Annotated in this window: 1 protein-coding gene; it reads right to left on the bottom strand. The window is 48.8% G+C overall.

All coding sequences use genetic code 11. The features are described from left to right. Nucleotides 1-145: 145 nt before the first annotated feature. Complete coding sequence (locus FDW95_RS14425; RefSeq protein ID WP_115259641.1) at nt 146-1,306, bottom strand: IS30 family transposase; 1,161 nt, start codon at nt 1,304-1,306, stop codon at nt 146-148. Between the last annotated feature and the right edge of the window lie 547 nt (nt 1,307-1,853).

The following is a 1,853-nucleotide window of genomic DNA, read 5'->3' as shown; positions in this document are numbered from 1 at the left end:
GAACTTGTTCGCACCTTCCCTAGATAAGTTGAGATTAGTAGTTTGGGGCCGTCTTCAGGAGGGGGACACTTTATTGTTTTATTTGACCTGCTCCCTAAAGATTGATGCAGATAGATGTTAGTAACGTCCGCTCCTGGCTGTGAGTTCAACCGATGGATGCAACACATTGGTTAAAACGCTCTGCGGGTGATTCATAGTCTAGCGTTTTTCTTGGCCTCTCGTTGAGTTGCCTCGCAACACTGTTTAGTCTTTGCTGGCTGTGAACCGATAAGTCAGTTCCTTTTGGAAAATACTGCCTGAGCAATCTGTTCGTATTTTCATTGGAGCCGCGTTGCCAGGGAGATTGAGGATCGCAGAAGTAAACCTGAATATCTGTGGCTACAGTAAACCGGGTGTGGCTGGTCATTTCAGCGCCCCGGTCCCATGTTAATGTTTTATAAAGCTCAGCAGGTAATTCCCGGGCTTGTTTGATGAGTGCAGATATAACCGTTATGGTCTTGTTGTCCCTGACTTTGGCCAGCATAACAAAACGGGAATGACGTTCTACGAGGGTGACGATATAGGAGTTTTTAGAGCCCTGGATCAGGTCACCTTCCCAGTGACCGGGTATGGCTCTGTCAGCGGCTTCAGGTGGCCTTTCGCTGATAGAGATCGTATCCGGGATTGACCCTAATCCTTTCCCTTTAAGCGATGATGTTCTGGATCTACGCACGACTCTTCCGCTTCTGAGGCACTGCTGCAGCTCTTTTTTTAAAGCTCCCCGGTTTTGTATAAAAAGCGTTTTATAAATCGTTTCGTGTGACACATGCATTTCCTGATTATCCGGATAACAGCGTTTCAGCCAACCGGCGATTTGTTCCGGCGACCAGTCCTGATGCATCTTCTCTGCAATGATTTTACACAATGTGGGGCTTTCAATTAGCTTGCAAGGTTTTGGTCTCAGGGCACGTTCCCACGCAGCAGTATCCGCTTTTGCTGCACGGTATTGTTTTGCACCTCCGTGCCTCTTGATCTCGCGGCTAACCGTTGAGGGGGCTCTTGATAATTTGTCAGCGATGTCCCTGATGCTACGATTTGCTACCAGCCCTCTGGATATCTCCTCTCTTTCATCAAGCGAAAGTGCTAACCGGTGCCGCTTTCGGACAAGGGGACGGTATCCACCAGTCTGATGGATAGTGGGCATGATAGAAGAATGGTATCTGTCGAACATTCTGGCGATATCATGCAGGGAATCACCTTGCTTATACCTGTCCCAGATAATCGCTTTCTGTTCTGGCGTGTAGTAAATGCGAGTTCTTCGTTTCATGGCAACGTCCCCCTTGATTAAGGATAGCGTTGCATCGACCCGTTGAACTCACAGCACGGAACGGACCTTCATTGACGCTATGCCAGACCTAAATTGCTGCTCAGCAGGGATATTAACGCCGCCATTAACTTCACTTACTGGAGGCGTAGCAGTGGCTGGGAAAAGTTGGTTGATGGAGGGCGGATAACCGATTTTATTGAGAACCTTGAGCAAGGCCGGGAATCCTTTCCGGGATTGTGAGCGGTTGAGCAAGCCTACCGGCGCGGTAGTGTTTTGCACATATCAGAATCGAAGCGATGACACTTTCCTACTCCAGACCGGACAAAGACCGGATTCTGCCTTGCTGTGATGAGTCCACCAGAGAGGTGTACAAGTTTGAAATAGTGTTTACTGCCCGTTTGAAGCCGAACTGACAACGTCACTGTGACCGGAAGGGCAGGGAGTAGCTAAAGAGAAATGCTCATGCTGGAGGGAAGAAACAGGGAAGTGTCATTAGCGGCCATCACGACCAGAAATCTACCGGAACCCCAGAAAGCAAAAAACCAGC

This window comes from Citrobacter sp. wls718 (assembly GCF_005280945.1).
Taxonomy (GTDB): domain Bacteria; phylum Pseudomonadota; class Gammaproteobacteria; order Enterobacterales; family Enterobacteriaceae; genus Citrobacter; species Citrobacter gillenii.
The sequence above is the reverse complement of the archived record's forward strand: the minus strand, read 5'-3'. Positions and strand labels throughout refer to the sequence as shown.

What these genes read in the sequence shown, in the direction of transcription:
- FDW95_RS14425 (WP_115259641.1), bottom strand. Translation starts at nt 1,306, where the DNA reads ATGAAACGAAGAACTCGCATTTACTACACGCCAGAACAGAAAGCGATT.